The following is a 26,607-nucleotide window of genomic DNA, read 5'->3' as shown; positions in this document are numbered from 1 at the left end:
CTACACTTCCTAGTTTTGATGTCAACATTTATTTCAAATAATTTCGAGAAACATTTAAAATTACACGTTAACTTATGTTATTTACCACTTAATCGCTTAGATAACATATCAAAACAGTTCGTTGATGATTCATTTTGCGTGAACCCCTTGGAACTGGAGCGCATTATAGAGAGCTTTACCTTTTGATCAAGTGTTTTTTACATTCTTTTTCGTTTTTCTTTATGATTGTTTAATTGTTAAACAAAACCAAGTTCAAATGATAGAACTTGGTTAATAATCAAGCGTAGTTACACTTTACCTGTCTACGATAAACATTACATACAAAGGCCACCGTCTATTTCTACGACGCGACCAGTGAAAAATTCATTTTCAAAGATGTATTTCGCAGTATGGGCAATTTCTTCTGCTTCACCTAAACGGCCAACGGGTTTCATTTTCTCTAACCTGTCTCGCATCTCTGGTTTCATTGCATCAGTCATTGCTGTACGTATTACACCTGGAGCTATAGCGCCAACACGTATACCGTGACGTCCAAGTTCCCTCGCCCATGTTGTTGTCATTGCTACAACGCCTGCTTTTGCTGCTGCATAGTTGGTTTGTCCCATATTACCACCACGAGCAATTGATGACATATTAATAATAACGCCTTCTTTTCGACCTTCTATCATATGAACCGCTGCTTCACGGCCGCATAAGAATACCCCCGTTAGATTCACATCAATAACCGATTGAAAGTTTTCTAAAGACATCTTTTTACTAACAACGCCATCTTTCGCTTTTACAAACATACCATCACGTAAGATGCCGGCATTATTAACTAAGCCATCAATACCGTTAAAGTCTGCGTTGATTTGTTTAAACGTTGCTTCAACCTCAGCTTCTTTACTTACGTTAGCAAGGTAATAAGCAACTTTTATTCCTTCAGTACCAGCCGACTTAACTTGCTGAACGCTTTCTTTCAATTGTTCTTCATTTAAATCGATTAACGCTATATTAGCTCCAGATTGAGCAAAACTAATAGCCATAGTCAAACCTAGACCTTGACCACCACCAGTGATGACGATTGTTTTATCTTGTAATTTCATTATTATCTACTTACTTTTATTTAATACATTAAGAGGGTCAAAGCAATATGTGCTATGACTATCCCCTGTTATATGTTGTACCGACTAATTACGCTAATTTAGCAAGTGGATGCTCTGCTTTTGACCAAGTCGATTCGAAAAACCAATCAAGTACTTTAGCATCAATTAAGTCAACTGATGAATAACGCCATTGCGGATTATTATCTTTATCTATTAATAGTGCTCTGACACCCTCTAGGAACTCTCCAAAATGACCGCATTTAACTGCTAAGTTTAATTCCATACGAAAACAATCAGCTAATGTCATGCCTTTACCACGTTGTAATTGCGAATAGGCTAATTGTGCGCTCAAGGCGCTACCATTTTTCAATGACTTTTGTGCGCGACTCAGCCACTTATCTTCAGTCTCAAGACTTAAGATTGCCGTTACAATATCAGTTAACTCATGCTTATCTACAAGTTGAGTGATTAATGTTTGATGCTCTCTTAAAGGCGAAGCTGGTAATTTACTTACTGAGCCTTGTTCAAACTCTTGTAACAGTTGCGAAGCCTTGTCGTGATTTAATGGGATTGTTTCCCCCCAGTTAATCATCTTAAGTTGGCTAACCAAGTTATCCTTGTGTTGTTGCTCAACAAAATAATCAGCAAGCTGACAAAACTTAGCATCTGCCGCATTTATAGAGGCACCGGTTAATGCTAAGAATAAACCACAACCAGCAGGCATTTTATTTAGAAAGTAACTGCCACCAACATCAGGGAACAAACCAATACTAATTTCAGGCATCGCTATCCGTGAGTTTTCAGTTACCACGCGATGACTTGCTCCAACGAGCATACCTAATCCACCACCCATGACAATGCCGCTACCCCAGACAATAAAAGGTTTGTTAAAGCGATGAATTAAAAAATCTAATTGATACTCTTGAGTAAAGTAATCTTCAATTTCTGGTGCAAATTTATTGTCTGCACTTAATACATCCACTGATCCCTCAGTGCTCGTATTACTTTTGGTAACACTGTTTTTCATGGCACTATCTTTCATAGCATTATATAAATGCACTATATCGCCACCGGCGCAAAAGGCTTTTTCTCCTTCGCCCTGCAAAAATACGGCGGCAATATTTTGCTGTTGTTGCCATGCAACCAATTTGGGGTAAAGTAGCGCGATCATATCGCCACTTAACGCATTAAGTGATTTTGGTGAGTTAAGGGTTATTACCCCAATTTTTTTACCGTTATCACAATCAACTTCTTGAAAAAGAACTACGTCTGTCATAATTTTTCCTTTCTGAATTCTGGCAAAGTTTTTAAAGTAGCAAAACTATTTATTTAACCAAACTGGCTTACGCTTATCCAGAAAGGCTTGTACGCCTTCTTTTTGGTCAAGTGAATTAAATAACTCAACAAAAGCCTGACGCTCTTGTGGTAAAGCACGAGCAGTAGGCATGACACGATTTTTTTGTATTAGTTGTTTACAAGCTGCTACAGCAACGGGGCTTTGTCTCGATACTTTTTCAGCCAAAGCAATAGCAGCATTCTTTGAGTCACCTTGAGCAACCACTTCTTCAACTAATTTTATCGCAAGGGCTTTTTCTGCATTAATGCGCTCACCACATAAAATCATACGTTTAGTCCAACCTTCGCCCACGAGTATCGCAAGATTTTGTGTGCCACCAGCACAAGGTAGTAAACCAACACTTGCTTCGGGTAAAGCCATAACCGCATGCTCTTCTGCAATACGAATATCACAGGCTAAGGCAACTTCTAAGCCTCCGCCCATAGCGTAGCCATTGATAGCTGAAATAGAAACACCGCGAAATGCTGATAATGTTTCAAATGCCTGACCAAAAATGTCACTCATATCCGCTGCAACTTGTTTATCACCACCAGCAAAAATATTAAGATCTGCCCCGGCAGAGAAAAATTTAGCGCCATCTCCTGTTAAAACTAAAGCGTAAATGTTTTTGTCTTCATTTAACACTAAAACTAAATCACGTAAATCTGCCAAACTTTGTGCAGTCCACGTATGCGCGGGAGGATTATTAAAGGTGACGACGGCGGTATGAGCAATTACTTCTACTCGTAAAAACTGTGATGAATAATCGGACATTTTCTTTCCTTGCTAAGTATTTGATACTAATATTTTTTATTATGTGTTTTTTAGCTTTATATTATCGGCTGTTAACTATGTACCGGATACATAGTGTTTTGTGTACAGCTTTAATATATTTTTCATGAAAGGTGTATCCCATACAATTGTTGAGTGAGATACATCAGAGCCTTTTAGGTTTTTCCTAAAGTAGTTGCCCTGCCCCTTCCGTTAATAATCGTCGAGCGATAATAACGCGCATTATTTCATTAGTGCCTTCAAGGATTTGATGAACACGTACATCTCTAAAGTGACGTTCTAGGGGATACTCTTTCACGTAACCATAACCACCATGGATTTGTAGAGCCGCATCACAAACTTGAAAACCGATATCTGTTGCAAAGCGTTTGGCCATTGCACAATAGGCGGTTTTCTCTGCATCGTTTTGATCTAATTTATAAGCCGCTAATCGCACTAACTGTCTTGCTGCGACTAGTTCAGTAGCCATATCTGCGAGTTTAAATTGTAAACCTTGAAATGCCGCAATTGGCTTACCAAATTGTTCACGATCTTGCATATATGTCATAGCCGTATTTAACGCTTGTTGTGCAGTACCTATTGAACAGGTAGCAATGTTAATGCGACCGCCATCGAGCCCCTTCATCGCTAAGGTGAAACCGTCACCTTCATTAGCGAGTAAATTCTCTCGTGGAATTTTGACATTATCAAAAGTAATTTGCTTTGTTGGCTGTGCATTCCAGCCCATTTTCTCTTCAGCTTTACCATAAATCACCCCGGGTGCGTCCGCAGGAATAACAACAGCTGAAATCCCTTTAGCGCCTGGTCCTCCTGTGCGGACCATAACTACTAATACATCAGTTTCGCCCGCGCCAGAAATAAACATTTTCGAACCATTAATAATATAATGATCGCCTTCAACTTTAGCGCTTGTACGTAGTGATGCAGCATCAGAGCCTGCACCAGGTTCGGTTAAACAATAAGATGCAAGCTTTTCACCCGTTACTAACTCAGGACACCAAGCTTCTTTTATTACTGTTGTGCCCCAAGTTGCGATCATCCATGTTGCCATATTATGTATGGTCATCATGGCCGTGGTAGTAGTACATCCCATGGAAAGCTGCTCGAAGATTATTGATGAATCTAATCGACTCAACCCTAAACCACCAGCATCTTCTGGAGCATATAAACCACAGAAACCAAGTTCTCCCGCTTTAGTTATCACATCTTTTGGAAAGGTATGTTCTATATCCCACTTGGCCGCATTGGGTAATAACTCACTATCGCTGAACTGCTTAGCAGTTTCAGCAAACATTTGTTGGTCTTCGGTTAAATCAAAATTCATCAGTAATTCCTAAGCTAGAAAAGTATCTATTTATACTTACTTTATAGTTGTTTTGTAGTTATTCAGCGTTAAGCGGTATGACCCAAATTAAAGACAAAAGCACCAAGTTGACGATCGTCAATGAGTACTTTTTACAGATAAATTGGGCTATACAGCAACAAGGTAGATAATTACAGTATTTCTAATGCAATTGCCGTAGCTTCGCCGCCGCCAATACAAAGGGAAGCAACACCTTTAGACAGACCTTTATTTTTCAATGCGTGTATTAGGGTCACCATAATACGTGCACCACTTGCGCCTAAAGGATGACCTAATGCACATGCACCACCATGAATATTTACTTTGTTGATATCTAATGACATATTTTTTACCGCCAACATAGTTACCATGGCAAAAGCTTCGTTGATCTCAAATAAATCAACATCAGCTGTTTTCCAATTTGCTTTGGCTAATACTTTTGTCATTGCCCCTACTGGAGCTACAGTGAACTCTGCCGGTGCTTGCGCATGTGTTGCATGCGCTACAATTTTACAAAGTGGTGATAAACCGCGTTTTTGTGCTTCCGATAATTTCATCATCACAAGCGCTGCTGCACCATCTGATATAGAACTAGAATTTGCCGCGGTAATGGTGCCACCTTTTTTAAAAGCTGCACGCAATGAAGGTATTTTATCTGGGCGAGCATTACCGGGTTGTTCGTCGGTATCAATAATAGTTTCTTTACGTCTATTCACTACGGTAACAGCGGTAATTTCATTTTTGAAAGCGCCAGAGTCAATTGCTTGGTTGGCACGACTTAGTGAGCGGATAGCAAATTCATCCATCGCTTCACGAGTAAAATCAGCTTCATCAGCAGTCTCTTGAGCAAAACAGCCCATAGAAATTCCGTCATACGCATTTTCTAAGCCGTCAAGCATCATATGATCAATGACTTCGCCATGCCCCATACGCAAACCTGTTCTAACTTTCGGTAATAGATAGGGTGCATTACTCATGCTTTCCATTCCGCCAGCAACAGCGACATCGATAGAGCCAGCAAGTAATGAATCATGTGCTTGCATCGCAGCTTTCATACCTGAGCCACAGACTTTATTAATTGTGGTACAGACAGTAGATAATGATAAATCAGCAGCGATTGCTGCTTGTCTGGCTGGTGCTTGCTTTAAGCCGGCCGGTAAAACACAGCCCATGATGACTTCGTCAACTTGATCATTGGCTAAATTCGCTTGTGCTATTGCGCCTTTAATTGCGCTAGCACCTAATTCAGGCGCCGTTACCGGTGATAAGCAACCGCCAAACCCACCCATAGGTGTTCTTACGGCTGAAACAATAACAATAGGATCTAATGATGACATGGAGCTCTCCAGCTTATAAATGATAATAAATTTGAATAATTACAATGTAATTGGATAAGTTAATCTCTTTTGATAAAGCCTAACTTAATAGTGCCTTTACGCCAACGTAACCCTAGTGAGTAAGATAATTAATAACAAAGCAAACTGTAAGACCTTTCTTACAGGATAAATTTATTATTTTAATCAACAACAAAAGCAACCTTTACGTTAACGTAAACTTCCTATAAGATAAATCAATAAGCAAATTTATTCAAGATGATATATCCGAGTAAACAAATGACATCAAAAATTAGCTCAACTAAATACTCTATTAGCGACTTATCAAAAGAATTTGATATTACCACGCGCAGCATACGTTTCTATGAAGATCAGGGGTTAGTCTCTCCTTCTCGTAAAGGACAAACGAGAATTTATAACCAAAGAGATAAAGTTCGACTAAAGTTAATTTTGCGCGGTAAACGCCTAGGGTTTTCATTAGCTGAAACAGGCCGCTTATTTGAACTGTACGACGTAGATAAAACCAGTGCTAAGCAGTTAAACAGCATAATGGAACTTATTAACAACAAAAAAAATGATTTAAAGCAACAACTTGAAGATATTAATGCAGTATTAATTGAATTGAATGATCTAGAAGTTAATTGTCAAGAGACTCTTAAGGCACTAGAAAACAAATAAGCCCACTATAAAAGCAAAGGTAAAGGAACCATTATGATTTCACAATACAGATCACTTAACTTTAATTTAGGCGAAACCGTCGATATGATCCGCGAGCAGGTAAATGCCTTTGCTCGAGATGAAATAGCTCCTCGCGCAGCACAAATAGACATCGACAATGAGTTTCCAAAAGATTTATGGCGTAAATTCGGCGACATGGGTCTATTAGGCATGACCGTTGATGAACAGTACGGTGGTTCAGGACTCGGTTATTTAGAACATATTGTTGCTATGCAAGAAATAAGCAGAGCTTCTGCTTCTGTAGGTTTGAGTTACGGCGCTATGTCGAACTTATGTTTAAACCAGTTAAGCAAAAATGGCTCTCATGAGCAAAAGCTCAAGTACTTACCAAAACTTTGTACGGGTGAACATGTTGGTGCACTTGCGATGAGTGAGCCAAATGCAGGTAGTGATGTTGTAAGCATGAAACTTCGCGCTGATAAAAAAGGTGATAAGTACATTCTTAACGGTAATAAAATGTGGATCACCAATGGTCCAGATGCTGATGTTTTTGTTATTTATGCTAAAACAGATACTAGTGCTGGTTCAAAAGGTATTACTGCCTTTATTGTTGAACGTGATTACCCAGGGTTTTCTCGCCATCAGAAATTAGACAAGTTAGGTATGCGTGGTTCAAATACCTGTGAGTTAGTTTTTCAAGATTGTGAAGTACCAGCAGAAAACATTTTAGGCACTGAAGGCAAAGGCGTCCGCGTTTTAATGTCAGGATTAGATTACGAACGCGTAGTTTTATCCGGTGGTTCTTTAGGCATCATGGATGCCTGTATGGATTTAGTCGTACCTTATATTCACGACAGAAAGCAATTTGGTCAATCTATTGGTGAGTTCCAATTAGTACAAGGTAAAATTGCTGACATGTACACACAAATGAATGCAGCCAAATCTTACGCTTATATGGTGGCTCAGGCTTGTGATCGTGGTGAAACTACACGTAAAGATTCAGCAGCGGTAATTTTATATGCGGCCGAATTAGCGACAAAAATGGCACTTGATACCATTCAATTGCTTGGCGGTAATGGTTATATCAATGAATTTCCAGCAGGTCGTTTATTACGTGATGCCAAGTTATATGAGATTGGTGCTGGCACCTCGGAAATTCGCCGTATGTTAATTGGTCGTGAATTGTTCAACGAATCAAAGTAGCGAGCCATCTTATCGTTATATGGTGCAATAAGATCGTCAAGAGTACTCATTGACTAGCGTCAACTCCGTTCTATTTCCTTCTTATTGCACCATATAACTTAAAGCTGAATCACTACATTTATTATTTGAATAAAAGACATTGAACGAAAAACACAGAGTTAGAATTGAACCAGTAATTGTCTAGTTTGCAGCGACTTGATTCAAGTACAAGGCAAAAAAGCGGAGTTGACGTTAGTCAATGAGCGTTTTTCAACGCCGTAATTGAATAAACTCGCAATAAAATAAACGATGACTAACAAATAAAAGGCACTACCGTGGCAAAATTAGTAAGTAAAATAAACACTCGCAGCCAAGACTTTTTAGACAATGCTGCTCATATGCAAATTCAAATTGATGACTTGCGTAACAAGCTCTGTGAAGTGAAACAGGGGGGCGGCGAGCGTAGTCGTCAACGCCATTTAGACCGCGGTAAGTTATTGCCACGTGACAGAGTTAATGCCCTACTCGATACTGGCTCAGCCTTTCTCGAGTTTTCGCAGCTAGCAGCTTATAAAGTCTATGAAGATCACGTCCCTTGCGCGGGTATTATTACCGGTATTGGTAGAGTGTCAGGGCAAGAGTGTGTCATTGTTACTAATGATGCGACGGTAAAAGGTGGTACTTACTATCCACTAACAGTAAAAAAACACCTTAGAGCACAGGCAATAGCACAAGAAAACAACTTACCTTGTATCTATCTTGTTGATTCAGGGGGCGCTAATTTACCTAACCAAGATGATGTTTTCCCTGATAAAGAGCATTTTGGTCGTATTTTCTTTAACCAAGCTAATATGTCTGCCAATAACATTCCTCAAATAGCCGTAGTTATGGGCTCTTGTACTGCCGGTGGTGCTTATGTACCTGCGATGGCTGATGAGTCAATCATTGTTAAAGAGCAAGGCACTATATTTTTAGCTGGTCCCCCTTTAGTTAAAGCAGCTACAGGTGAAGTAGTTAGTGCTGAAGATTTAGGTGGCGCAGATGTGCATTGTCGTACTTCAGGTGTTACCGATCATTACGCACAAAACGATCATCATGCGCTAGAAATAGCACGTTCTGCCGTTAAGAATTTAAATAGAGTTAAACCAGTAACGATAGACTTCCAGCAAGTTGTTGAGCCTGCGTATTCAAGTGAAGAAATTTACGGCATTATTCCTAAAGATACCCGTCAACCTTATGACATTCGTGAAGTTATTGCCCGCATAGTTGATGGCAGTAATTTTGATGAATTTAAAGCACTTTATGGCAACACCTTAGTTTGCGGGTTCGCGAAAATATTTGGCTACCCTGTTGGTATCGTCGCCAATAATGGCGTGTTATTTGGTGAGTCAGCGGAAAAAGGGGCTCATTTTATTCAACTCTGCGCTCAACGTAAAATACCACTGGTTTTTCTGCAAAACATTACCGGTTTTATGGTAGGTAAACAATATGAGTCCGGTGGTATCGCCAAGCATGGCGCAAAAATGGTAACTGCCGTTGCCACCGCACAAGTCCCTAAATTTACTATATTAATTGGTGGCAGTTTTGGCGCCGGAAATTACGGTATGTGTGGCCGAGCTTATGATCCGCGTTTCTTATTTATGTGGCCAAATGCCAGAATATCAGTCATGGGTGGAGAGCAAGCCGCTGGCGTAATGGCACAAGTTACCCGTGATAAAAAAGAGAAATTAGGTGAAAGCTGGAGTGATGAACAAGAACAAGCATTCAAAAAACCTATTATTGAAGACTATGAACACCAAGGCCACCCTTATTATGCTTCTGCGCGTTTATGGGATGACGGCATTATAGATCCCGCTGACACTCGACAAGTTCTAGGTCTAGCGATATCTGCGTCATTAAATAAACCCATAGAAGACACTAAATTTGGTATTTTCAGAATGTAACGTGCCCTGCCTTAGTTAAAAAACAAGGTTAATCAAATGGATAAATAGTGCGGATACAATTTATCCCTAGTTACTAAAAATACTAAACGTAAAGGAAAAAGTATGTCGATTGATACATCAATTTCAACATCAGTTTCAACTTCAAAAGAAGTGCTTTATACAATAAGCGATAATGGCGTCGCTACTGTTACTTTTGATAATGCTGATAAACACAACGCTTTCGATGACGTTATCATCAAAACCTTAACTGATATTTTTAATGATATTGCCCAGCGTGACGATATTAAAATCATGGTGTTAGCAGCTAATGGTAAAAGTTTTAGCGCCGGTGCCGATTTAGGCTGGATGAAACGTATGGCGGGTTATTCTTATGAAGATAACCTCAAAGATGCTAATGCCTTGGCACAAATGCTAAAAGCATTAAATTTTCTGCCACAAGCAACCATTGCTAAGATTCAAGGTGCTGCTTTTGGCGGTGCTGTTGGTTTAGCTAGCTGTTGCGATATTGTTATCGCCAGCAATAAGGCCAGTTTTTGTTTAAGTGAAGTTAAATTAGGGCTTATTCCTGCAACGATTAGCCCTTATGTTGTTAATGCTATTGGTTTAAAAGCTTCAAGACGTTATTTTCAAACGGCTGAACGTTTCTTTAGCGATAAAGCTATGCAACTCGGTTTAGTTGATGAAGTTGTTGAGGCTGAAGAGTTAACGCCAGCGGTAGATAAGATGATTACTACTCTACTTAGCAATAGCCCTGAAGCAATGAGACAAGCTAAACAACTTGCTTTTGATGTGGCTTATCAAGACATCAATGAACAACTACTTAACGATACCAGTGCACGTATAGCCAGTATTCGAGTATCGAATGAAGGTCAAGAAGGCCTCAGCGCTTTTTTTGAGAAACGTAGCCCAAGCTGGCAGAAAAATGCCATTACATTGCCAATAAAAGCCAAGAGCGAAGGATAAATAAATGTTTAGTAAAATATTAATTGCTAACCGTGGTGAAATTGCTTGCCGCATAATAAAAACAGCCAAAAAAATGGGCATCTTAACGGTTGCTGTCTATTCTGACGCTGATAAAGATGCCTTGCATGTTCATATGGCTGACGAAGCTATTTATCTTGGTGCTTCACCTTCTCGTGAAAGTTACCTAGTTGGGGAGAAAGTAATTGCTGCAGCCAAGAAAACTGGCGCACAAGCGATTCATCCTGGTTATGGCTTTTTATCAGAAAATGCTGATTTTTGTCGTGCATGTCAACAAGAAGGTATTACTTTTATTGGTCCTCCTGTTGAAGCTATTGAAGCGATGGGTTCAAAGTCTGCTGCAAAAAACATTATGGAAAAAGCCAATGTGCCATTGGTTCCTGGTTATCATGGTGATGATCAGTCACGTGACATCATCAAAAAAGCCGCTGACGACATGGGCTATCCGGTACTATTAAAAGCGACAGCAGGCGGCGGTGGTAAGGGCATGCGCCAAGTGTGGAGCGAAGCTGAATTCGATGAAGGCTTAGCCGCAGCGAAACGTGAAGCGATGTCATCATTTGGTGATGACACCATGTTGGTTGAAAAGTATTTAACCCAGCCTCGTCATGTTGAAATACAAGTATTTTGTGATAATCATCAAAATGCCGTGTATTTATTTGAACGTGATTGCTCAGTGCAACGCCGTCATCAAAAAGTGATTGAAGAAGCGCCAGCCTTTAGTATGAGTGAATTTCTTCGCTGTAAAATGGGTGAGTCGGCAATAAAATCGGCACAAGCCATTGGCTATCAAGGTGCAGGCACGGTTGAGTTCTTACTTGATGTTGACGGTTCATTTTACTTTATGGAAATGAATACCCGTTTACAAGTTGAACACCCTGTTACCGAAATGATTTCAGGACAAGATTTAGTCGAGTGGCAATTACGTGTTGCCGCAGGTGAAAAACTACCTAAAAAACAGCAAGAATTAACAATAAATGGTCATGCTTTTGAAGCAAGAATATATGCTGAAGACCCAAGTAATGATTTTTTACCCTCTACTGGGCAATTAAATTTATTAAAAACACCATTGGAAAGTAAACATGTGCGTATTGATACCGGTGTTCGTCAAGGTGATGAAGTCAGTGTATTTTATGATCCTATGATCGCAAAACTCATTGTTTGGGATGAAAGTAGAGAAAAAGCCTTACAACGATTAGCAAAAGCTTTACGTGAATACCGCATTGATGGCGTTACCACTAATATCGAGTTTTTATATAACTTAGCGACCACCGATGCTTTTATCAATGCAGATATAGATACCGGTTTTATTGAAAAAAACCACGATGCTATTTTTCATCAAGCAGGCGAAAAGCAAAATAAAGAGTTATTAACAAAGCAATTACCTATTGCCGCATTATATCTAGTGCTTTCGTTAGAAAAGAAGACTAAAACGTTAGCGGCATTGAGTAATGATCCTCACTCGCCTTGGCATATGACTAACGCTTGGCGATTAAATGAAGCACATAATCACGCGCTGACCTTGGCTTATAATGACATTGAATACGCCATTAACATTGAGCAAAAGCGTCAGTCCAGCGCTAGTTATTATTTAATCACCATCAGTGCTGAAGGTGTGACAACGCATACGGTCGATTGTCAGGGTGAAATCGAAGGTGAAAAGATTACTGTAACTATTGACGGTCATCGTAGCCAAAGTATTATTGCACATAGCGATAACAGCATAAGCCTATATCAAGAGCACGGCGTATTTAACTTTAGCCAAGTTCACCCTGATCATGGACAAAATCAAGATGATGATAATCATGGTGGTTTAACTGCGCCAATGAATGGCACTGTGGTTAGTGTGCTAGTAACGTCAGGTGAGCAAGTTAATAAAAATCAGCCTCTGATCATCATGGAAGCAATGAAAATGGAACATACCATTAAAGCGCCAAGCGACGGTGTAGTCGATGAAGTATTCTTCTGTGCTGGCGACATGGTTGATGGCGGCGCTGAACTATTAGCTTTTTCAGTTCTCCCTTTGCAAGAAAGTGAAGAGGAGAAATAATGACGATTCAACTCCCGACAAACCTCCCAAGTAAAGTAAAGATTGTTGAAGTAGGCCCAAGAGACGGCTTACAAAATGAAGCTCTCATTAATGGTAAGGCTATTAGCGCTGAAGATAAAGTAGAGTTAATTGAGCAATTAGCTGATGCTGGCGTGAGTTATATTGAGAGCGGCAGTTTTGTTTCACCTAAATGGGTGCCACAAATGGCAACCTCTACTGAGGTATTTGAAACGATAAAGCGCGTTAAAAATGTCACCTACGCCGCTTTAACCCCAAATATGAAGGGCTATGAAGCGGCGGTTGCCGTTAATGCAGATGAAATTGCCATCTTTGCTGCGGCGTCTGAAAGTTTCAGCCAAAAAAACATCAATTGTTCTATAGAAGAAAGCATTGAGCGATTTGCACCTATTATAGCTGATGCTAAAAAACGTAATATTAAAGTCCGCGGTTATGTATCTTGTGTGGTCGGCTGCCCTTATGAAGGTGATATTGATCCAGAGAAAGTAGCATTGGTTGCTGAAAAATTACTCGCCATGGGTTGTTATGAAATATCCCTTGGCGACACCATTGGTGTTGGTACGCCTGCTAGCGTAACTAAGATGTTACAGGCGGTAAGCGTACGTGTACCAAGCGCTCAACTAGCCGTACACTTTCATGATACCTACGGACAGGCGTTAACGAACATTTACGCCGCGCTACAATTTGGTATTTCTGTTGTCGATAGTGCTATTGCAGGCTTAGGTGGCTGTCCTTATGCTAAGGGCGCTTCAGGCAACGTAGCTACTGAAGATGTTGTTTACCTGCTAAACGGTTTAGGTATTACAACAAATATAGATTTTGATAAATTACTACAGGCCGGTTGGTTTATTAGTGAGAAGTTAGGCAAGCCGCCAATTTCTAAAGTATCGACCGCTTACCTTGCACAACGAGCTTAGCTCAACAGCAATAATAATTGATAACCTTTCATATAGAACATAAAGAGTAGGAGATGAAGATGGCAGGATTTGACAAAGTAGTATCAAGCTATGAAGAAGCCATGGCTGGACTTACCGATAACATGACAGTCATTGCTGGTGGCTTTGGCTTATGCGGCATTCCAGAAAATTTAATTGCTGAAATAAAGCGTAAAGGTACTAAAGGTCTAACGTTAGTATCGAATAACTGTGGCGTTGATGACTTTGGTTTAGGGGTGTTGTTACCTAACCGTCAAATTAAAAAAATTGTCGCGTCTTATGTCGGCGAAAATGCCGAATTTGAACGTCAAATGATGGCTGGAGAGTTAGAGGTTGAATTAACACCACAAGGTACACTGGCAGAAAAAATGCGCGCCGGCGGTGCTGGAATTCCAGCGTTCTTTACTGCAACAGGTGTTGGTACACCAGTAGCGGAAGGTAAAGAAGAACGAACATTTAATGGTCGAGATTATATTTTAGAAGAAGCTATTGTTGGTGATTTTGCCATAGTCAAAGCTTGGAAGGCCGATAGATACGGCAATTTAGTCTTTAGAAAAACAGCGCGTAACTTTAACCCTCTAGCCGCGACCGCAGGTAAAATTACCGTTGTGGAAGTTGAAGAAATAGTTGAAGTGGGAGAGTTAGACCCAGATCAAATTCACACGCCAGGCATATACGTTAACCGCGTAATTCAGGGTACTTTCGAAAAGCGCATTGAACAACGCACTACACGACCATCAGACAAGCACGAAGCAAAGGGAGAATAACTATGGCTTTATCGAGAGAACAAATCGCCCAACGTGTCGCCCAAGAACTAAAAGATGGTTATTACGTTAACTTAGGCATCGGTATCCCTACCCTCGTTGCAAACTATGTCCCGCAAGATATCGAAGTTATGTTGCAATCAGAAAATGGCCTACTTGGTATGGGTCCGTTTCCAACTGAAGATGAAATTGACGCCGACTTAATTAATGCAGGTAAGCAAACAGTCACCATGGCACCAGGTGCCTCCGTATTTAATTCAGCTGAATCATTTGCCATGATACGTGGTGGCCATGTTGATTTAACCGTACTTGGTGCTTTTGAAGTGGATGTACATGGAAATATCGCTTCCTACATGATCCCAGGTAAATTAATCAAAGGTATGGGCGGCGCAATGGATCTAGTAGCCGGTGCAGATAACATTATTGTCACCATGACACATGCCTCTAAACATGGCGTATCAAAGCTACTTGCTAACTGTTCCTTGCCATTAACTGGCAAAGGTTGCATTAAGAAAGTATTAACTGATTTAGCTTTTATTGAAATTAAGGAAGGTAAATTTCATTTACTCGAACGCGCCCCTGGCGTCTCAGTAGAAGAAATAATTAAGTTAACTGAGGGAGAGTTGGTTGTCACGGGTGAAATACCCGAAATGAAATTGTAATTTTGTACTATTTTGTGACAAAATAATTCAACTACCTTAACGGTCTAATACTAGTAAAAGTAGCAATCATTCAAATAATAAAGGTGTCACTGTTCAAGTGGTTACCTTTATTATTTATAAGTAATATGTAGCAAAAAATCTATAATCCTACTTGTATTACCTGCACTGGTAGCTACTATATTGCCCATTAACTTGCACTTTGGTAACAATTACGTGATACTTAATATTGACAAAGAAAAGGCAAAGCACGTGAAAATGTGTTACGCAAAACCACCGGTCTAAGGGTTTAATTGAAGTATTTCAATTTTATCTATGATAGCGGAGTCACCTCGTTAATAGGTACATCCCGTGGTTTTTTCTTTTATTAACTCAATTATTAAGGTTTATAAAATGAAAAAATTATTAATAGCTTCAACCATCACTGTTTTAACATTAACGTCTGCTGTAACGACACCAAAGGTACAAGCTGCTGACATTGCGACTAGTATATGTCAGTACGTGGCATCCGATGACAAGAAACGCATGCGTTCTTTTTTAAAGACGAATAAGCTAAAAATTCGTCGTATCTTCGACGGTATTCAGTGTAATGGTCAAAATTTATTAGAGTTTGCATCGACTTCAGGCTCAGTAGAAACAGGAACTTTGATGATTTCAAAATTACCAAAGAACGTTGTTTCAGCTAACCTAGCAGTCCTTCAAGCTGGATCGCAACCATTGATAGACGCTGCCAACGCTCGCGTTAGCAGTTAAGATTATTTTTTGAGTAGACGTTAATACCTTTTAGAAATAAAAACGGATGAGTAAAAGCTATACTAATTAATAATTCTATGTCATTTTAAAAAAGCCAGCTTCCGCTGGCTTTTTTTTGTCTCAAACACCATCTTTCTCCAGTAATAATCTAAGCAAGTCCTAGCGAAGTAAATAAAAAGCACTTACACTTAACTCATTGAAGTTGATTAAAAATCGATATTTTTCGAGCGATGTTCAAGCCATTAGAAATATAATAATAATTACCTATGACACTAAAACGAAATTACCTTAATAGTAAAAATGCGCTTGTACTAACCGGTGGTGGTGCTAGAGCCGCTTATCAAGTTGGCGTTTTGTCAGCTATTGCAAAATTTATCCCTAGAAATCATGGTATTCCTTTTCCAATTCTTTCGGGTACATCTGCAGGAGCTATTAATACCACATCGTTGGCATGTTACGCATCATGCTTTCATTTAGGCGTTAAAAAGCTGGAGTGGGCCTGGAAGAATTTTAATATATCGAGTATCTATCATAGTGATCCAATCAAAGTATTTAGTCATATAAGCCAAGGTATGCTGGCAAGCTTTCAAGCCGATTATGCTAATAAACATCCTCGTAGTTTACTTAACAATGCTCCTCTTCGAGAGTTACTAAACCAAATACTCGATTTTAACCGCATTGATAATAATATAGACCGTGGCTACTTATCCGCTGTATCGATTACTGCGTCAAGTTATAGTAATGGTGATTCAATTAGTTTCTATCAGTCAGGTAGTAATGATCGACCTTGGACACGTATCAAAAGGCGTGGTGAATTGTGCCAGTTAAACACTGAGCATTTGATGGCTTCTGCCGCAATTCCAATGGTATTTCCCTCAGTTAAAATTAAAAACCAGCACTTCGGTGACGGCTCTGTTCATCAGCTATCTCCTTTAAGCCCTGCGATTCATCTAGGAGCAAAGAAAATATTCGTCATTGGTGTCGACCAACCAAAAGTACTTTTACATGGAAGAGAAAACAACCCTCATCCACCAAGTTCTGCAACGATTGCGGGTCATCTTCTTGATTCTATCTTTGCTGATACATTGCACAGCGATCTAGAACGCATGGCGCGCATTAATGAGACCCTTAAATTAATCTCGGCTCAAAATAGAAAGGAAAACGATGGGTTACAACACATAGAAAGCTTTGTTATTAACCCGAGCCATGATTTTAATGCTATTGCTGCCAAGTATTACTATGACTTGCCATTATCCATTCGCTTACTTTTACGTAGTGCTGGAATAGGTAATGATTCTGAATCAAGTATTGTCAGTTATTTATTATTTGAGAAAAACTTTTGTGGTGAACTTATAAAGTTAGGCTTCGCTGATGCCATGGAAAAAGAGCAAGCTATTAGAACCTTTCTTGATATTTAATCTTCCAGTTATATTTTCAAAGTAGAGGTAGCAATATTATTAACAGAGCAGTCAATTTATTATAGAGCTGACTGTTCTTTAAATATAAATTTTTTAAGAATATTCTCTAAAATCATCTATACCCGCTAATTACCTTCTTGTAGAAAACGCTCTACCCGCTCTACTCTTCTAGGCTTTCCTCTGACAACTAAAGTATCCTGATTTTGTAATATGGTCTCTAAATCTGGAGATTCAATTTCGACATCATCGCGATGTAAGGCGACAATATGAACACGACGCTGCTCTAAAGATAATGAGGTAAGTGTTTTACCACTGGCAAAAGAATTGTTGTTAATAAGGATAGCATGAGCGAACTCAATGCGGTCAATAGCTCCCGAGCTCATATCAGTTTGTTCGCCCTGGAAAAACCCATGTAGGTGGTTATAGTGATTTTTACGCTCTTTTTGTACGCGTCGCATAATTCGAGAAAATGGTACGCCTGATAACGATAAAACTTGTGACACTAACATCAAACTACCTTCTAAGCTTTCCGGAACAACTTCATTAGCTCCCGCAGCTTGTAGGGCGTTAAGTTGGTCATCATTACGTGTTCTCACTAAAATAGGCACTTCAGCATTCATTGTTCTTATTTTTTGGATGACTTCAATTGATTGTTTGTCATCACCAAAGGCAATAACCACCAACTTAGCTTTTGACAAATGAGCAGCGTTAAGTACTTCTGTTTGACGAGATGAGCCAAAGAGCACTTTTTCTCCTGCTTCCCTCGCTTTTTGTGTGCGAAGTGGATCAACATCAATGGCTACAAAATCAATTTTATCCTGTTTTAAAAATCGGCTAACAGTTTGTCCAACTCGGCCAAAGCCACAAATTATTACATGATTTTCTAGGATGTTATTTTCAGGTAATTGAGATAAATCTAATAAGTCGGGCGTTTTTTCTTGACTCAAAAAGAGTGCCCAAGATCTGGCGTTATTCATCATGTAAGGTGTAATTGCCATACTAACTACCCCTGCACCCAGTAACATAGAAGCTACATCCAATGGCAACACATGACTTTGACTGGCAAGCGCAATTAATACAAAACCAAATTCGCCCATTTGTGCCAGCATAATACCCGATGCCCAAGCGTCTTTACTTGATTCGCCTGCTTTGACGGCAAGGGTTTTAATTACCATCACCTTAATTGCCATAAAGCAAACCATCAAACCTAATAAACTAAACGGTGATGTAACCAGTAAGCCAACATCTAACTTCATACCAACGGTGATGAAGAATAGTCCTAATAAAATATCTCTATATGGCCTGATATCGGCTTCGAGTTGATGCTTATATTCACTCTCACTTAACATCATGCCCGCAAGAAACGCACCTAGCGCCATAGATAAGCCGAACCATTGCGTGAAAGCTGCTGCTAATAAGGTCACTAATAATGTCGTTAATACAAAGAGTTCATCCGTACGTACTTGCGCAATAATATTAAAGACTTTTGGCAATAGCCATTTACCCACTAATAATAGTAAGGCGACCACCACAACACCTTTTACCATGGCAAGCATTAATGCCCAAAACATTGAGGTTTGGCTATCAAGTGCCAACATAGGGATGATAATTAATAAGGGAACAACGGCAACATCTTGGAAAAGTAGAATCGCGACAGAAAGCTGTCCTGACTTTCGCTTCATTGCGCCACTTTCACTTAATTGTCTAATAACAATGGCGGTTGAAGAAAGCGCTAATATACTACCGACTACAAATGCTGCAGGTATACTTAAACCGAAGAATATGCCTGTAATCATAAAGACAAGCAGTGAGATAGCTACTTGTAAACTACCTACCGAGATAACTAAGTGACGCATAGCCATTAACCGTGGCACAGAGAATTCAAGGCCAAGGGTAAAAAGTAAAAAGACAATTCCTAACTCAGCAAAGTGATCATAGTCAACTTGATCATGAGCGATATTTAAACCATGTTGACCAACGATCACGCCAGCGACTAAATAAGCGAGTATTGCCGGTAATTTAATTCGACGAAACAGCCACACCACAAAAACGGCACAGGTTAATATCGCAAGAATTTCAAAATATCCGCTCACACAACTTCCTTTATTTTACTTTGCTTTACTTAGCTAATGCTAGGAACTAACAATGTCCCCACAAAAATCAGCTTGTTTTTTGAGCGGCAAATTATTGCCGCCAAAGGAATGACTCAAGACATAACAAAGACTCATCTTAACTCTAGTTTACCTAGCCTTAAAGTATTTTAGCAACAAAAAAAACTATATTTCAATTAGTTAAAATATTTAAATTAATTTATTACCTAACAACTTCCTAATGATTAATAAATATTAACATAGCTGGTACGTTTTTTGCTTTCATCTATATAGCTAACAATAGTGTCAAAATATGCTCTAAGGGCATTCTTAAATTATCAATTGACACTATAAGATAAAGTTAATGAGGTTGTAGTATGCAAACACTAAACGTACTTGATAATAGATTCTCCCCCTTCAATACCTATAGTACATTAAGCACTGATGCGCTTGTTGCTGAAACTTTTACTAATACTGTTTTTGATAAACGTCAAGTATTAGCACTGATGACGAAACTACAAACTACACTTGATATAGATGAGCTGTTAAATATTTTTGCAATAGAAGCGACTAGATACGTTGATTTTTCAGGTTTATATTTTAAAAGCCAGAACTTGAATAAAGTGTTACGTGGTAGTCGAAAGGCTAAACAAGAGCGTCGGTTTGAGTTAAAAAACGCTGATGATTTTATCGGTACACTCAGCTATGGCATCAATAGCCCTATCAGCTTAACGAACTATAAAGTGTTAGAGCACCTTCACCAATGTTTATTACACCCCCTTAAAAATGCCATTGCTTATCATGCAGCGATGGAACTTGCTATGCAAGACTCCTTGACTGGTCTTGGTAATCGCCGATATTTTGACGAACAATTAAAACGAGCAATGCATAATGCAAATCGCCATCATAGTTTAGTTGGTTTAGTTTTAGGTGACTTGAATAAATTCAAAATAATTAATGATACGCATGGTCATGTTACTGGCGATTTAGTTTTACAAGAATTTGCCAATGTTTTACGACTATGTATCCGCGACTCTGATAGTGTATTTAGATTCGGCGGCGATGAGTTTGCTATTATCGTTGAAAATGCAAACGATAGCGCATTAGCTATTATCGAAAGCAGAATAAACCTAGCGTTAACGAGTAATGTACTGTTAAACAAATATCAACTCGGCTGCAGTATAGGTTCAACCTTTATGAATAGAGCGGATAATGAAGTTAGCTTTTTTGAACGAGCTGATGAAACGCTCTACCGCAGCAAGATGCAAGCAGCTAAGCGTTTAAGTGTGGTACATACCCGTTCGACTTGAAAATGCAGGATTTAGTTGGAATTATAAACGCCTTTAGGTAAAGCATTTATTGAAGAGAATAGTTATTCTATTGTCGAAATCAATAACGTAGCATAAAGCGTTCATAAACCAGTCCTTTGGCGAAACTGAGCAAATCATCCCTGTCGTTACATTTGTTGTTAAGGACGCTACATGTAGTTTATTAGAGAATGCAGGAGCATATTCTCCTGAATAACCCTAAACTAAAAAAGGTGCCTTGATTATGATTCGTTCAGGTTTCCTGAAACAAGCCTATTCAAGTAGAATGGGTATTAACCGCTAACAATCACTAAATCATCTCTGATTTTTAGCGACGAGATTATTAAAGGCTACTTTACGCTCACTTGGGCTCGCATTAACCAATAACCGACAAAAACGAACGGCTTGGGCAAATGATTTCTCGTCTATATCGCCATTGCCCAAGTGTTGTAAAACAGCGATAACATAGTGTTCATCTAATAAAAATATCTTTGCATAATGATTAATAGCATCAGATAAAGAGGGATACAACACACCATCAAAGCTAAAAGTCTCCGCTTGTATTTCCTCAAGGTCAATCTCTTCAAGTTCAATACCATTAGCCACTAATGGCCAAGCTAGGTAGCTTACTCTTGTTTTTGCCACTTCATACATAAACCAGGCGCTTCGAGCAAAACCCGCAAAATTCCCTTGCTCAAATTCACTGGTCGCCAATTCTTGCTCAGTCCAATTAACACCGATAGCTAGATCTTTAGCATAGCGTTGTATTAATTGTTTTTTTACATTAGCTCTTACTGCCAAAATTGTACTTTCTTCAGCTTTATTAGCCAATTTTTGGCATTCGCGACAAGCAGGAACAGAAATTACCGGATGTGAACTAGAGAGTGATAAGTACTTATCACTCTCATAAGAAAAGGCTGAACTATAAGAGGGAAAAATAAAAACGGCATGACTAGGCTCACCACAAAACCAGCAACAATGCCTTTTATCAAAAGGGGTTTCGGTTATGATTATAGGTCTTATCACTGTTTTGTTAACTTACTATTAGTGAGCTGTTCAGGCAAAGCTTAACGCTTCTTCTGAATCTTACTGTTGTATTTAGTGCTTGTTCGAGCAGTTTTATTTTTACCAACAGCTTTAGTTTTTACGTCTTTTTTAGCTAAATTTTGATTCTTTTCTTGGGTTGCACGATATCTATTTTTACTATCACGCTTTACCGCTGCTTCTTGGTATTCACTCGCTTCTAAGCGATTAAATTCATAACCAGGCGCAATAATACGTTCAAACTTGCGTTCAATTAATTGCTCAATGTTTTCTAAAAAGCGTTCATCTTTAGGACTTACTAAAGAAATTGCTGTGCCTGACTTACCCGCTCTACCTGTACGACCAACACGGTGGACATAATCTTCAGGTAAAAATGGTAAGTGAAAGTTAACTACATAAGCAAGATCTGGTATATCTAAACCACGAGCTGCAACATCTGTAGCGACTAATACACGCACTTTGCCTTCAGTAAATTGCTCTAAAGCCTTATTTCTTGCGCCTTGAGTTTTATCACCGTGACATAATGCGGCCTTTATTCCATCAAGCTTTAATTCTTGTGCTAAGGTATTTGCACTTTCTTTTGTGCCTGCAAATACAAGTACTTGCTTCCAATTATTAACACCAATAATCTCTGAAAGTAATTCTCGCTTACGCTCTTCAGTAACCCAATAAACGGCCTGTTTTATTTTACCGGACGTCGTATTTTCTTTAGAGACACTGATTGTTTTTGGTGATTTTAATAACTGATTTGCTAATGACTTGACGCGGTCTGAAAAAGTGGCAGAAAACATCAAGGTTTGATGCTTATGCTTAACCGCTAACAATAGTTTTTCAATATCGTTTAGAAAGCCCATATCTAACATGCGATCTGCTTCATCTAACACAAGAAATTTCACTTGTGATAAGTCAACATTATGCAGCGCTAAGTGCTCTAACAAGCGCCCCGGTGTCGCCACTAAGACATCAAGCCCCTGCTTTAGCATCTTTGTTTGTGATACCATTTTACCGCCACCATATACCACACCACATTTGACTGGTAAATATTGACTAAACTGTTTGATGTTATCGCTAACTTGATTGGCAAGTTCACGGGTAGGTGTCAATATCAACGCACGTATAGCTTGACCTGAAGCACTTTTAACATTCTCAGATTCTTCATCTGTAGAACTAGTCGAGCTATTCGCAGCATGATTAGCTTTAGCAATAGCATCTAAAATAGGCAAGCTAAAAGCAGCTGTTTTACCCGTACCCGTTTGTGCACTTGCTAAAAGATCAGTACCTTGGCGAATAACTGGAATTGCTTCTTGTTGAATAGGGGTTAAATTTTTATAACCACACTCTTTAACCGCTTTTAATAAATCCGCTGATAAGCCAATTGCATCAACACTCATATGTCACCTAAACCCTAAATAAACTCGTAAAATACTGAAATAGCATAATTGGGGCGGATTATAATACAAATTGTTGTTAAAAGCAGAACTTGTCTTGAATAATTTATTGATCATTTATCTTGAATTAGAAGGTTTGCAGACAAGCGCTAGATTGAAGTGAATCGTTATGCCCTTATCCAAGTCAACAATGCTACATAGAAGCCTTTTAAACTAAGTCTTCTGAATGCGCCAGCGTAGATCGACGTTGTATGTAAATAAATCACTTTGGTGATGATCTTATCTCGGTATACAACAAAAGTGTGAGTATTTAGGAAGGTTTTAGCTAGTTTGAAGTACCGTCGGTAGTCGTAGCATTATTACTTGACCCTGTATTTAACCGAATAACAAGGCAAGTAATAGTTGACCGATAACGGAAGCTAATTATGAATAATTGGCGCTGCAACGCCCGCTGCAACATAAGGAATAACTCGCTCGATAACCCCTGCTATATCTAACTTATTGTTAAAGTCATTTTGAGCAATGTCAATTAAGGCTTCACTTGATGACATAGTAAAAACGATGGTACCCATAGTAAAATGCAAACGCCAAAATATTTCTTCCGCACTTAACTCTGGGTAGGCTATGTTTACTGCTTTGGTAAAATTAGTAAAAACATCAGGATATTGAGTTGTTAAAAACCAGCGTAAAAATCCCTGACTATCGGTATAACCACGCCCTAATAACTGCAAAAAGGTACTGGTACCATTTTCTTTAAACTCATTAAGGTATAATAGTGGGCCTATAAAAGCAGAAAACACTTCGTGTAAGGTTGGTTTGAGCTCACTTTGGCATATGAGTGAAAGCGCAGACTCTAATCGAGGAGATAATTCATCCATGTAGCGAGACATAACCGCTTTGATTAACTCTTTTTTAGAGCCAAAATGATAGTTTACTGCCGCTAAGTTGACATTAGCTTGACTAGTAATTTCTCTTAAAGATGTACCATTAAAGCCTTTATTGGCAAAAAGTACATCGGCGGCATCTAATATTTTATTTTTGGTACTCATACTTCACTTCTACTGTTTGCTGTTTTGATAATTTAACGATTTAGCATCTAAATTAAACGACTATTTTAAACATGCGTTTAAAATAGCGTATTATTTGTAAATAGGTCAAGCTTTTAAAAGCGACAAATTAGATTAATTTAGTAAGTAGTCTACCACATGCTCTATTACAAATCGTTACGGTATCTATACAGTAAAACACAGGCATAGCATTTATTATTATCTCAGTTTCAGGCAAGCATTGAATTTAATAACTCTCTGCATTAATGACTCCCTTATATACCATTGTTTTTGTTTATTATTGTTTTTATATCTCAACCCTCTTTCATGTTGTAGTTTGCTCATTCTTTTGAATGAGCTTTTTTTTGCTTAAAATTCGAGCGAATCCCACCTAAGTAACTATTTCCATTATAAACTTTGTATCAATCCAACAATTTTATATACTAGCTCCACCTAACAACGTCTCTTTAATAATGATTATAAAAATGAAACAGATAAAAACAACATTTAAGTTTACAGGTCTTGCTTTAGTGATTGCCGCCTCTTTAACCGCGTGCAGTCAAGAATCAAGTCAACAAGCGCCAGTAGAAAAAGTAACAGCTATGAGTGTTCAAGCACCATTAACCTCAGCCGATGCACAACAATTCTTAGATAATGTAGCCAAAGAAATGGTGACTTTGAATTTAGAAGGTTCTCGTGCCGCATGGATTTATGCCAACTTTATCACCGAAGACACAGCAGCCTTAGCCGCTGATGCCGATCAAAAGTCGACCGATGCTGGTGTTAGATATGCAATGAAAGCTGCTACATTTGATAACGTAGAGGTTAACTCAACTCAACGACGTCAATTAAACATATTAAAGCAAAGCTTGGTTATGCCCGCTCCACAAGATTCAGTCAAATCTGCTGAACTTGCCAACATTGGCGCTAAACTTGGTAGCATTTATGGTAAAGGTAGCTATACCACTAAAGCAGGTAAAAAACTAAGCTTAGGCGATATGACCGCTACAATGGCCAATTCTCGTGATTATGATGAATTACTAGAAATGTGGTCTGGATGGCGTGAAATTAGTCCAGAAATGAAGCCTCTTTATACTCGTCAAGCTGAGCTGGCAAATGAAGGCGCTAAAGGACTTGGTTATAAAGATTTAGGCGCCATGTGGCGTTCAAATTATGATATGCCTGCAGATGATTTTGCTAAAGAGCTTGATCGTTTATGGGGACAAGTAAAACCTTTATATGATGACTTGCATTGTTATGTAAGAACAGAGCTAGGTGAAACTTACGGTACTGATAAAGTGGCGCAAGACAAACCTATTCCAGCACATTTATTGGGTAATATGTGGGCACAATCTTGGGGCAATATATATGATTTAGTTGCTCCTGAAGATGCCGATCCTGGTTATGATGTAACTAAGCAGTTAGCTTCACATAACTACGATGAAATACAAATGGTTAGAGGCGCTGAAAAATTCTTCACTTCATTAGGCTTTGACGCTTTACCTGAAACCTTTTATGAACGTTCATTATTCACTAAACCTGCCGATAGAGACGTAGTTTGTCACGCCAGCGCATGGGACCTTGATGCAAAAGATGATATTCGTATTAAGATGTGTATCCAAAAAACAGGTGAAGAATTTAATGTTATTCATCATGAGTTAGGTCATAACTTCTATCAGCGTGCTTATAAAGACCAACCAGTATACTTCCAAAACAGTGCGAATGACGGTTTCCATGAAGCCATTGGCGATACCATTGCTTTATCAGTTACGCCTAAATACTTAAAAGAAATTGGCTTAATTGACACCATTCCTGATGAATCAAAAGATATCGGTTTATTAATGAAGCAAGCACTTGATAAAATAGCTTTTATCCCGTTTGGCTTGATGGTTGATCAATGGCGTTGGAAAGTTTACTCTGGTGAAATTACCCCTGAAAACTACAACACTGCATGGTGGGAATTACGTGAGAAGTACCAAGGTGTTGCTGCTCCTATAGGTCGCGATGTGAATGCATTCGACCCAGGCGCTAAATACCACGTACCTGGTGGCGTTCCTTATAGCCGCTATTTCTTAGCACACATTCAACAATTTGAATTCCATCGTGCGTTATGTGAAATTTCAGGTAATACAGACCCAATTCACCGTTGTTCTATATACAACTCAAAAGAAGCCGGCACTGCTCTTAATACCATGCTAGAAATGGGTTCAAGCCAACCATGGCAACAAGCTTATAAAGTGATTACTGGTAATGAGCAAATGGACGCTAGCGCAATTTTAGATTACTTTGCACCGTTACATGTTTGGTTGAAAAACAAAAACCAAGGTAAACAATGTGGCTTTTAATGGTTAAAAAACACATAAATTAATATAGGCCATTAACTTCAATTAAGTTAATGGCCTATAAACAAAAAGCCCCGTTATCTTCAGGTACTAACATTGGTTAATACTTGAAGATAACGG

The 26,607-nt window shown here is 38.9% G+C and carries 21 protein-coding genes and 1 riboswitch; of the genes, 12 read left to right on the top strand and 9 right to left on the bottom strand.

What is annotated here, in order from left to right; translation table 11 throughout:
- Positions 1-314 precede the first annotated feature (314 nt).
- From CXF71_RS04475 to CXF71_RS04455, 5 genes are all read right to left on the bottom strand, one after another.
- Positions 315-1,085: an SDR family oxidoreductase gene (locus tag CXF71_RS04475; protein WP_101231780.1), complete on the bottom strand. Its 771-nt coding sequence runs from the start codon at positions 1,083-1,085 to the stop codon at positions 315-317.
- 88 nt (positions 1,086-1,173) lie between these two features.
- A complete protein-coding gene (locus CXF71_RS04470; RefSeq protein ID WP_101231779.1) occupies positions 1,174-2,361 on the bottom strand; it encodes an enoyl-CoA hydratase/isomerase family protein in 1,188 nt (395 codons plus the stop codon).
- Between the two features lie 45 nt (positions 2,362-2,406).
- Positions 2,407-3,195, bottom strand: coding sequence for an enoyl-CoA hydratase (locus CXF71_RS04465; RefSeq protein WP_101231778.1), 789 nt, complete (start codon positions 3,193-3,195; stop codon positions 2,407-2,409).
- A 184-nt stretch (positions 3,196-3,379) separates the two neighbouring features.
- The gene (locus tag CXF71_RS04460) at positions 3,380-4,537 is read right to left on the bottom strand and encodes an acyl-CoA dehydrogenase family protein (protein WP_101231777.1); all 1,158 of its coding nucleotides are present in this window, start codon (positions 4,535-4,537) and stop codon (positions 3,380-3,382) included.
- A gap of 170 nt (positions 4,538-4,707) precedes the next feature.
- Positions 4,708-5,892 carry an acetyl-CoA C-acyltransferase gene (locus CXF71_RS04455; protein ID WP_101231776.1) on the bottom strand — a complete coding sequence of 395 codons (1,185 nt, stop codon included), beginning with the start codon at positions 5,890-5,892 and terminating at the stop codon, positions 4,708-4,710.
- Between the two features lie 276 nt (positions 5,893-6,168).
- Between CXF71_RS04455 and CXF71_RS04450 the strand changes: the two genes are divergently transcribed.
- The 10 genes from CXF71_RS04450 to CXF71_RS04405 all read left to right on the top strand — a co-directional run bounded on the left by CXF71_RS04450 (position 6,169) and on the right by CXF71_RS04405 (position 17,270).
- Positions 6,169-6,567, top strand: coding sequence for a MerR family transcriptional regulator (locus CXF71_RS04450; RefSeq protein WP_101231782.1), 399 nt, complete (start codon positions 6,169-6,171; stop codon positions 6,565-6,567).
- A 33-nt stretch (positions 6,568-6,600) separates the two neighbouring features.
- The gene (locus CXF71_RS04445; protein ID WP_101231775.1) at positions 6,601-7,770 is read left to right on the top strand and encodes an isovaleryl-CoA dehydrogenase; all 1,170 of its coding nucleotides are present in this window, start codon (positions 6,601-6,603) and stop codon (positions 7,768-7,770) included.
- 314 nt (positions 7,771-8,084) lie between these two features.
- The gene (locus tag CXF71_RS04440; RefSeq protein ID WP_101231774.1) at positions 8,085-9,692 is read left to right on the top strand and encodes a carboxyl transferase domain-containing protein; all 1,608 of its coding nucleotides are present in this window, start codon (positions 8,085-8,087) and stop codon (positions 9,690-9,692) included.
- A 102-nt stretch (positions 9,693-9,794) separates the two neighbouring features.
- The gene (locus CXF71_RS04435) at positions 9,795-10,655 is read left to right on the top strand and encodes an enoyl-CoA hydratase/isomerase family protein (RefSeq protein WP_101231773.1); all 861 of its coding nucleotides are present in this window, start codon (positions 9,795-9,797) and stop codon (positions 10,653-10,655) included.
- 4 nt (positions 10,656-10,659) lie between these two features.
- Positions 10,660-12,723: an acetyl/propionyl/methylcrotonyl-CoA carboxylase subunit alpha gene (locus tag CXF71_RS04430; protein ID WP_101231772.1), complete on the top strand. Its 2,064-nt coding sequence runs from the start codon at positions 10,660-10,662 to the stop codon at positions 12,721-12,723.
- The gene (locus tag CXF71_RS04425; RefSeq protein WP_101231771.1) at positions 12,723-13,658 is read left to right on the top strand and encodes a hydroxymethylglutaryl-CoA lyase; all 936 of its coding nucleotides are present in this window, start codon (positions 12,723-12,725) and stop codon (positions 13,656-13,658) included. Before CXF71_RS04430 ends, CXF71_RS04425 begins: the two co-directional genes overlap by 1 nt.
- A gap of 59 nt (positions 13,659-13,717) precedes the next feature.
- Positions 13,718-14,443 carry a CoA transferase subunit A gene (locus CXF71_RS04420; protein WP_101231770.1) on the top strand — a complete coding sequence of 242 codons (726 nt, stop codon included), beginning with the start codon at positions 13,718-13,720 and terminating at the stop codon, positions 14,441-14,443.
- Between the two features lie 2 nt (positions 14,444-14,445).
- Entirely contained in the window at positions 14,446-15,102 is a 657-nt protein-coding gene (locus CXF71_RS04415; protein WP_101231769.1) for a 3-oxoacid CoA-transferase subunit B, read from the top strand.
- A 229-nt stretch (positions 15,103-15,331) separates the two neighbouring features.
- Positions 15,332-15,434, top strand: a riboswitch (cyclic di-GMP riboswitch).
- Positions 15,435-15,492: 58 nt separating this feature from the next.
- Positions 15,493-15,852 (top strand): DUF3718 domain-containing protein, encoded by a 360-nt coding sequence (locus tag CXF71_RS04410; protein WP_232771379.1) that lies wholly within the window; start codon positions 15,493-15,495, stop codon positions 15,850-15,852.
- 266 nt (positions 15,853-16,118) lie between these two features.
- Positions 16,119-17,270 carry a patatin-like phospholipase family protein gene (locus CXF71_RS04405; protein WP_101231767.1) on the top strand — a complete coding sequence of 384 codons (1,152 nt, stop codon included), beginning with the start codon at positions 16,119-16,121 and terminating at the stop codon, positions 17,268-17,270.
- A gap of 125 nt (positions 17,271-17,395) precedes the next feature.
- On the opposite strand, the gene CXF71_RS04400 is transcribed toward CXF71_RS04405, so the two are convergent.
- A complete protein-coding gene (locus tag CXF71_RS04400) occupies positions 17,396-19,363 on the bottom strand; it encodes a monovalent cation:proton antiporter family protein (protein ID WP_101231766.1) in 1,968 nt (655 codons plus the stop codon).
- A gap of 374 nt (positions 19,364-19,737) precedes the next feature.
- Between CXF71_RS04400 and CXF71_RS04395 the strand changes: the two genes are divergently transcribed.
- Entirely contained in the window at positions 19,738-20,670 is a 933-nt protein-coding gene (locus CXF71_RS04395; protein ID WP_101231765.1) for a GGDEF domain-containing protein, read from the top strand.
- Between the two features lie 312 nt (positions 20,671-20,982).
- Here CXF71_RS04395 and CXF71_RS04390 read toward each other — a convergent pair whose 3' ends face one another.
- The 3 genes from CXF71_RS04390 to CXF71_RS04380 all read right to left on the bottom strand — a co-directional run bounded on the left by CXF71_RS04390 (position 20,983) and on the right by CXF71_RS04380 (position 24,148).
- Positions 20,983-21,693 carry a hypothetical protein gene (locus CXF71_RS04390; protein WP_101231764.1) on the bottom strand — a complete coding sequence of 237 codons (711 nt, stop codon included), beginning with the start codon at positions 21,691-21,693 and terminating at the stop codon, positions 20,983-20,985.
- A gap of 41 nt (positions 21,694-21,734) precedes the next feature.
- The gene (locus CXF71_RS04385; protein WP_101231763.1) at positions 21,735-23,102 is read right to left on the bottom strand and encodes a DEAD/DEAH box helicase; all 1,368 of its coding nucleotides are present in this window, start codon (positions 23,100-23,102) and stop codon (positions 21,735-21,737) included.
- Positions 23,103-23,518: 416 nt separating this feature from the next.
- On the bottom strand, positions 23,519-24,148 hold the full coding sequence (locus tag CXF71_RS04380) for a TetR/AcrR family transcriptional regulator (protein WP_101231762.1): 630 nt from the start codon (positions 24,146-24,148) through the stop codon (positions 23,519-23,521).
- Between the two features lie 482 nt (positions 24,149-24,630).
- Here CXF71_RS04380 and CXF71_RS04375 point away from each other — a divergent pair, with 482 nt between their 5' ends.
- A complete protein-coding gene (locus CXF71_RS04375) occupies positions 24,631-26,490 on the top strand; it encodes a M2 family metallopeptidase (RefSeq protein ID WP_198559831.1) in 1,860 nt (619 codons plus the stop codon).
- Positions 26,491-26,607 lie beyond the last annotated feature (117 nt).

Origin of the sequence: Colwellia sp. 12G3 (genome assembly GCF_002836775.1) — a bacterium.
Classification (GTDB): Bacteria; Pseudomonadota; Gammaproteobacteria; order Enterobacterales; family Alteromonadaceae; genus Colwellia.
Note: the sequence above shows the minus strand (reverse complement) of the source record. Positions and strands in the feature narration are given on the sequence as shown.

Excerpts from the sequence above, each read along its gene's own strand:
- CXF71_RS04375 (WP_198559831.1), top strand. The coding sequence starts at position 24,631 with ATGAAACAGATAAAAACAACATTTAAGTTTACAGGTCTTGCTTTAGTG.
- CXF71_RS04475 (WP_101231780.1), bottom strand. The coding sequence starts at position 1,085 with ATGAAATTACAAGATAAAACAATCGTCATCACTGGTGGTGGTCAAGGT.
- CXF71_RS04405 (WP_101231767.1), top strand. The coding sequence starts at position 16,119 with ATGACACTAAAACGAAATTACCTTAATAGTAAAAATGCGCTTGTACTA.
- CXF71_RS04455 (WP_101231776.1), bottom strand. The coding sequence starts at position 5,892 with ATGTCATCATTAGATCCTATTGTTATTGTTTCAGCCGTAAGAACACCT.
- CXF71_RS04425 (WP_101231771.1), top strand. The coding sequence starts at position 12,723 with ATGACGATTCAACTCCCGACAAACCTCCCAAGTAAAGTAAAGATTGTT.
- CXF71_RS04420 (WP_101231770.1), top strand. The coding sequence starts at position 13,718 with ATGGCAGGATTTGACAAAGTAGTATCAAGCTATGAAGAAGCCATGGCT.
- CXF71_RS04445 (WP_101231775.1), top strand. The coding sequence starts at position 6,601 with ATGATTTCACAATACAGATCACTTAACTTTAATTTAGGCGAAACCGTC.
- CXF71_RS04470 (WP_101231779.1), bottom strand. The coding sequence starts at position 2,361 with ATGACAGACGTAGTTCTTTTTCAAGAAGTTGATTGTGATAACGGTAAA.
- CXF71_RS04385 (WP_101231763.1), bottom strand. The coding sequence starts at position 23,102 with ATGAGTGTTGATGCAATTGGCTTATCAGCGGATTTATTAAAAGCGGTT.
- CXF71_RS04380 (WP_101231762.1), bottom strand. The coding sequence starts at position 24,148 with ATGAGTACCAAAAATAAAATATTAGATGCCGCCGATGTACTTTTTGCC.
- CXF71_RS04410 (WP_232771379.1), top strand. The coding sequence starts at position 15,493 with ATGAAAAAATTATTAATAGCTTCAACCATCACTGTTTTAACATTAACG.
- CXF71_RS04435 (WP_101231773.1), top strand. The coding sequence starts at position 9,795 with ATGTCGATTGATACATCAATTTCAACATCAGTTTCAACTTCAAAAGAA.
- CXF71_RS04430 (WP_101231772.1), top strand. The coding sequence starts at position 10,660 with ATGTTTAGTAAAATATTAATTGCTAACCGTGGTGAAATTGCTTGCCGC.
- CXF71_RS04395 (WP_101231765.1), top strand. The coding sequence starts at position 19,738 with ATGCAAACACTAAACGTACTTGATAATAGATTCTCCCCCTTCAATACC.
- CXF71_RS04450 (WP_101231782.1), top strand. The coding sequence starts at position 6,169 with ATGACATCAAAAATTAGCTCAACTAAATACTCTATTAGCGACTTATCA.
- CXF71_RS04415 (WP_101231769.1), top strand. The coding sequence starts at position 14,446 with ATGGCTTTATCGAGAGAACAAATCGCCCAACGTGTCGCCCAAGAACTA.
- CXF71_RS04460 (WP_101231777.1), bottom strand. The coding sequence starts at position 4,537 with ATGAATTTTGATTTAACCGAAGACCAACAAATGTTTGCTGAAACTGCT.
- CXF71_RS04465 (WP_101231778.1), bottom strand. The coding sequence starts at position 3,195 with ATGTCCGATTATTCATCACAGTTTTTACGAGTAGAAGTAATTGCTCAT.